The organism is Paramagnetospirillum caucaseum (assembly GCF_000342045.1).
Lineage (GTDB): Bacteria > Pseudomonadota > Alphaproteobacteria > Rhodospirillales > Magnetospirillaceae > Phaeospirillum > Phaeospirillum caucaseum.
This window is the reverse complement of the sequence record NZ_AONQ01000126.1, coordinates 1-5,506: the sequence shown is the minus strand read 5'-3', so window position 1 is coordinate 5,506 and position 5,506 is coordinate 1. Positions and strand designations below refer to the sequence as shown.

Here is a 5,506-nt window from a genome sequence, read left to right as displayed (position 1 = left end):
TCGTAGGCGGCGCTGCCCAACTGTGACGGCGAGCGCGCCATGGTGCGGATGATCGGCACGCCCCTCAGCAGCTTGCGGGTCGCCGCGATGGGGTCGCCGCCGAGGCGCGGCAGCGCCTTCTCGTCCAGCAGCACCACGCAGGGCGGCGTCCTGGCCAGCGCGTCCATGGCCTGGTCGAACTGCTCGAAGGCCGCCACCTGGTAGAACGACGTCAGGGCCGTGGCCACCTGCTGGCGGTGGCCGGGATGGGCATCCACCACCGCCACCAGAATCTTGCGGGAATGCTCCTGGCTGGACGTGGAAGCGAGCGAGGCCATCACGCCGCCCCTCCCTGCCGCGCGGCGGCCCCAGGCCCTTCGAAGCCACGCAGGGTGTAGGCCAGCGTCTCGCGGATGCGGTCGGCCTGCTCGGCGCTGGGCCGCGCCCCGGTGGGGCTGGGCTTGCTCATGGCCTGCACCCAGACCCACTGGCCGGGCGGCGTCTCGAGGAAGCGCAGCAGGCGGCGCAGCGCATGGGCCAGCACCTGGGTGGTGCGGGTTTCGGCATAGAAGGTGTCCCACACCAGATTGTGGCCGTGGGCAACCAGCAGGTTCTGCAGGATGGCGCGGCTGTGGCGGTCGTATTCGGTATACTTGTCGCCGCAGGCGGCTTCCACCACCTCGAAGTAATTGGTCAGGAAGGCGCGGGGATAGGAGGGCGGCTCGCCCGACAGCAGCGTCTCGAACGGGCGGACCATCAGGCGGCGGAAGGGGTTGTCGCGGCTGGACGCCTTGCCCCGTCCCGGCTGGAACTTCAGGCGGCAGGCCTTTTCCAGGCCATCGAAGGCGACATCCAGTTCATAGGTGCCGCGCCCCACCAGTTTCAGGATCTTGAGCGCGTCCTCGACCCGCACCAATCCGTCCCGCGAGGTTTCGCGCAGCAGCCGCTCCAGCACGCCGGATACCACCGACACCGCACCGTAACAGCCGCGCCCCTCGGCGCCGCAGGATTGTGCCGCCGCTCCGTGTTCCGTGGACATCCGTCCCATGCCGTTCGAGCCGTTCATATCCCCTGCTCAGGTCAGAGCCCATTTCCATAGCTTGAGTATGGGATTAGCCCAAACAATGTGCAACACACGGAGAGTGACAAAATATAACCATTTCTTTCATCATTCTAAGATCAGAAGTACTCGTATCGACTACGGCAATAACCCTACTTCGTCAGCTTATACATTTTCAGCCATATGCACATATTCTGCTACTTCAGCATAAAAAACCCCTGTCCCGAGGGACAGGGGTCTCGTCATTTCGCCTGGAAACGATCCAGGATCAGTACATGTGCTGGCCGCCATTGACCGACAGGGTCGAGCCGGTGATGAAATCGGCCTCGTCGGCGATCAGGAACATCACGCAGCGCGCGATGTCCTCGGCGCGGCCCAGGCGGCCCACCGGGATCTTGGCGATGATCTTCTCCAGCACCGCCGGCGGCACGGCGCGGACCATGTCGGTGTCCACGTAGCCGGGCGCGATGGCGTTGACGGTGATGTTCTTGGCGGCGCCTTCCTGGGCCAGGGCCTTGGTGAAGCCGTGGATGCCCGACTTGGCGGCGGCATAGTTGACCTGGCCGTACTGACCGGCCTGGCCGTTGATGGAACCGATGTTGACGATGCGGCCGAAACCGCGTTCGCGCATGGAATCGATGGCCAGGCGGGCCATGTTGAAGCAGGAGGTCAGGTTGGTGTGGATGACCTCCTCCCACATCTGATAGCTCATGCGGTGCAGGGTGGCGTCACGGGTGATGCCGGCGTTGTTGACGATGATCTCCACCGGGCCGTGCTCGGCGACGATCTTGCTCATGGCGGCCTCGCAGGCCGGGTAGCTGCCGACGTCCCACTTCATGGAAGGGATGCCGGTCTCGGCGGTGAACTTGGCGGCCGCCTCGTCATTGCCGCCGTAATTGGCCACCACCTTGTAGCCGGCCTTCTTCAGGGTCACCGAAATCTCGCGGCCGATGCCGCGGGTGCCGCCGGTCACAATTGCTAAACGACCCATGGACTTCTCCTCTATCACTACTGTGTCTCCGGTCGGATCTTTGACGCCGGTATGGTCCGGCCTGTCCGATCTGTATTTCCCGCCCTGTGGAAAAACGGGGAGCCGCCGGGCGGGCGCGGCTCCCCTTTTTTTCAAAAGCCTACGAAATCAGCGCTCGATGCACAGCGCGATACCCATGCCGCCGCCGATGCACAGGGTGGCGAGGCCCTTCTTGCCGCCGCGCTTGGCCATCTCGTGGATCAGGCTGACCAGGACGCGGGCGCCCGAGGCGCCGATGGGATGGCCAAGGGCGATGGCGCCGCCGTTGACGTTCACCTTCGAGGTGTCCCAGCCCATCTGCTTGTTGACGGCCAGGGCCTGGGCGGCGAACGCCTCGTTGGCCTCGATCAGGTCGAGGTCGGCGTGCTTCCAGCCGGCGCGGGCCAGGGCCTTCTGCGAGGCCGGCACCGGACCGATGCCCATGATCTTGGGATCGACGCCGGCGGTGGCCCAGCCGGCGATGCGGGCCAGGGGGGTGATGCCGCGCTTGGCGGCTTCGGCGGCGGTCATCAGCACCAGGGCGGCGGCACCGTCATTGATGCCCGACGCGTTGCCGGCGGTGACCGTGCCGTCCTTGGCGAAGGCGGGGCGCAGCTTGGCCAGGGAATCCAGGGTGGCGCCCATGCGCACGAACTCGTCGGTGTCGAAGAGCTTCTCTTCCTTCTTCACCGTGATGGTGACGGGGGTGATCTCGTCCTTGAAGCGGCCGGCCTTGATGGCGGCCTCGGCCTTGTTCTGGGAGGCCACGGCGAACTCGTCCTGCATCTCGCGGGTGATGCCGTTCTCCTTGGCCACGTTCTCGGCGGTGATGCCCATGTGGTAGGAGTTGAACACGTCGGTCAGGCCGTCGTTGATCATGGTGTCGACGAAGCCCATGGGGCCCATCTTGACGCCCGAGCGCAGATAACCGGCATGCTGCGAGTTGGACATGCTCTCCTGGCCGCCGGCCACCACGACGGTGGAATCGCCGGCCAGGATGGCCTGCATGCCCAGCGCTACGGCGCGCAGGCCCGAGCCGCACACCTGGTTGATGGTCATGGCGGAGGAACCGATGGGCAGGCCGGCGTTCAGGGCCGCCTGGCGGGCGGTGTTCATGCCCTGGCCGGCGGTGAGGATGTGGCCCATGATCACTTCGGAGACGTCGGCGGCGTCGACCTTGGCGCGCTCCAGCGCGGCCTTGATGACGATGGAGCCCAGCGCCTGGCCCGACAGCCCGGCAAGCGAGCCCGAAAACGAGCCGATGGCGGTGCGGGTGGCGGCGGCGATAACGATATCGGTCATGAGCGTGTTGTCTCCTCGGGTGGGTATGGGGCCGCATGGGGCGGGACCGCTTGGAGGAGGGTGATTTTCTGGTGTCGTTCCAGAAAGATGTCTCCCCCCGCTGTCATAGCGCTTCGGTTACCCCTTATGCAACCGGTCTGATGCCAGCCCTGCGGTGCAGCCAACGCATGAGCGGACCATAGACCTCGGTCTTGGCGCGCGGTCCGGTCAGCATGCCCACATGCCCACCGGCCAGCCGCATCAGCTTGGCACTTGGGATGCGTTCCCACAATGGTAAAGCGGACGCGGGCGGCACAATCCTGTCGCGCCGGGGGATCATGACCAGGGTGGGGACGGAAACCTCCTCGGGCAGAACAGGCCTGCCTTCGATACACCACTCTCCCCGGACCGGATCATTTTCCCCGTACCAGCCGAACAGGCATTCGCGGGCCACCGGACCGGCCAGGGGAACACCGTCATTGGCCCAGTCCTCCAGGGCGACGAAGTCGCGCGCCTTGGCACTCCTGCGCTTCAAACGGGCAAAAGCCGTGAACTTGCGGGCGGCCAGCCCCGGGTCCAGTCCGGCGAACATGGCCTGGAGCATGTCCACCGGCACCTCGCCCACCCCGTCGATCAGGGTGCCCATGGGTTGGGCCAGGGCCTTCATCAGCACGGCATTGGCCTCGCGCCCGATGACGAAATCGAAGGGGGTGGCCAGCAGCACCAGCCCCGACACCGCGTCGGGACGGCGCTGGGCCAGGGCCAGGGCCAGCAGCCCGCCCATGCAATACCCCACCACCGCCGCACGCCGCCCGGTCAGGCGCGCCACCTCGTCCAGGGCCGCCTCCAGCCGCCCGGCGATGTAGTCGGTCAGGGTGAAGCCCTTCTCGGCCTCGCCCGGCGCGTCCCAGTCCACCAGGAACGGCGCCAGACCCTTGGCGGCGAGATAGCGCATCAGGCTGCGCTTTTCCGTCAGGTCGAGGATGTAGGCGCGGTTGATCAGCGAGGGCACCACCAGCACCGGCGGCGCGTCGCCGTCCCCGGGCTGGCGGTAGTCGCGCAGGGATGTGGTGCCCTGGCGCCAGATTTCCGGGGCGGGGTCCACGGCGCGGCGGTAGGGATGGTGGCGATAGGCCTCGATGCCAGCCAGGAAGGATTCGTGACGGCGCAGGGATTCGGCGGCGACCGCCTCGTCAAGCCGGGTCCACGCCTCGGGTCCGGCCCCGGCGAGGCTTTGCGCCAGCCCCTGCCCCGCCTCCGCCAAGGGCGGCTTCCAGTGCAGCGACCCGTCCTTCAAGTGCGGCAAGGCGGCGCGCGAACTCGTCAGGGTCGAGGCGTGGGTCATGAGGTGCAGGGCCAGGGGACGCGGCCCCGTGCGGGGCGCCGGGCTGCTCTCTCCGCTCATGCTCTTTGGCCCCACCATCGGGTTGGTTCACCTTCAGCCCGGTGGCCTGGGCCACCGCGGCGGCGCTCTGGGTCATCATGGCGACGCCGCGGGCGACCGCCTCGGCCAAGGCGGGGTCGGCGGCCACGGCCGCCACCTGCTCCTGCCACAGGTCGAGATAGCGGCGCGCAAGTGCCTGGAAATCGGGCGGCGCATCTGACATGCCCGGATCATAGCCCAGGCTCCGCCCCTTGACCATACGGACGGGAAGTCATATTGCGGTGGCGAAAGAAAATTGTTGCCAATCGACGCGCCACGTAAAATTCTGTTACTACTGGTGCAATGCAGCGGGCAATGACGCCCGCCCGACAGAATCGAGACGATAAAGCAGATGTCAGAGACCCAGACCTCCGCCAAGGCCCCGATCACCATCAAGAAGTATGCCAACCGCCGCCTGTACAACACGGCGACCAGCAGCTACGTCACCCTGGACCACCTGTCCCAGATGGTGAAGGACGGCGACGACTTCGTGGTCTACGACGCCAAGACCGGTGAGGACATCACCCGCTCGGTCCTGACCCAAATCATCGTCGAGGAAGAGTCGAAGGGCGGGCAGAACCTGCTGCCCATCAGCTTCCTGCGCCAGCTGATCGGCTTCTACGGCGATTCCCTGGGCGGGCTGGTGCCGCGCTACCTGGAATATTCCATGCAGGCCTTCTCCCACAACGAGGCCCAGATGCGCGACTACATGCGCAACGCCCTGGAGGGGATGTTCCCCCTTCGGCCCGTTCGA

At 66.4% G+C, this 5,506-nt stretch carries 5 protein-coding genes and 1 pseudogene; 1 reads left to right on the top strand and 5 read right to left on the bottom strand.

Annotated elements, in window-relative coordinates:
- The 5 genes and pseudogenes from H261_RS22285 to H261_RS22265 form a co-directional block, all read right to left on the bottom strand.
- Positions 1-317 (bottom strand): annotated as a pseudogene (locus H261_RS22285) (HD domain-containing phosphohydrolase); the annotation flags it as partial.
- Positions 317-1,018, bottom strand: a complete 702-nt coding sequence (locus tag H261_RS22280) for a hypothetical protein (protein ID WP_152427072.1) — start codon at positions 1,016-1,018, stop codon at positions 317-319. The gene H261_RS22280 and the pseudogene H261_RS22285, both read right to left, overlap by 1 nt.
- A gap of 289 nt (positions 1,019-1,307) precedes the next feature.
- Positions 1,308-2,030: an acetoacetyl-CoA reductase gene (phbB, locus tag H261_RS22275; RefSeq protein WP_008622318.1), complete on the bottom strand. Its 723-nt coding sequence runs from the start codon at positions 2,028-2,030 to the stop codon at positions 1,308-1,310.
- Positions 2,031-2,177: 147 nt separating this feature from the next.
- Entirely contained in the window at positions 2,178-3,350 is a 1,173-nt protein-coding gene (locus H261_RS22270) for an acetyl-CoA C-acetyltransferase (RefSeq protein WP_008622317.1), read from the bottom strand.
- Positions 3,351-3,474: 124 nt separating this feature from the next.
- Entirely contained in the window at positions 3,475-4,593 is a 1,119-nt protein-coding gene (locus tag H261_RS22265; protein ID WP_008622316.1) for an alpha/beta fold hydrolase, read from the bottom strand.
- Between the two features lie 511 nt (positions 4,594-5,104).
- Between H261_RS22265 and phaR the strand changes: the two genes are divergently transcribed.
- Positions 5,105-5,506, top strand: a 402-nt coding sequence (gene phaR / locus H261_RS22255; protein ID WP_008622312.1) for a polyhydroxyalkanoate synthesis repressor PhaR, incomplete at its 3' end; no start/stop codon positions are given.

Excerpts from the sequence above, each read along its gene's own strand:
- H261_RS22280 (WP_152427072.1), bottom strand. The coding sequence starts at position 1,018 with ATGTCCACGGAACACGGAGCGGCGGCACAATCCTGCGGCGCCGAGGGG.
- phbB (WP_008622318.1), bottom strand. The coding sequence starts at position 2,030 with ATGGGTCGTTTAGCAATTGTGACCGGCGGCACCCGCGGCATCGGCCGC.
- H261_RS22270 (WP_008622317.1), bottom strand. The coding sequence starts at position 3,350 with ATGACCGATATCGTTATCGCCGCCGCCACCCGCACCGCCATCGGCTCG.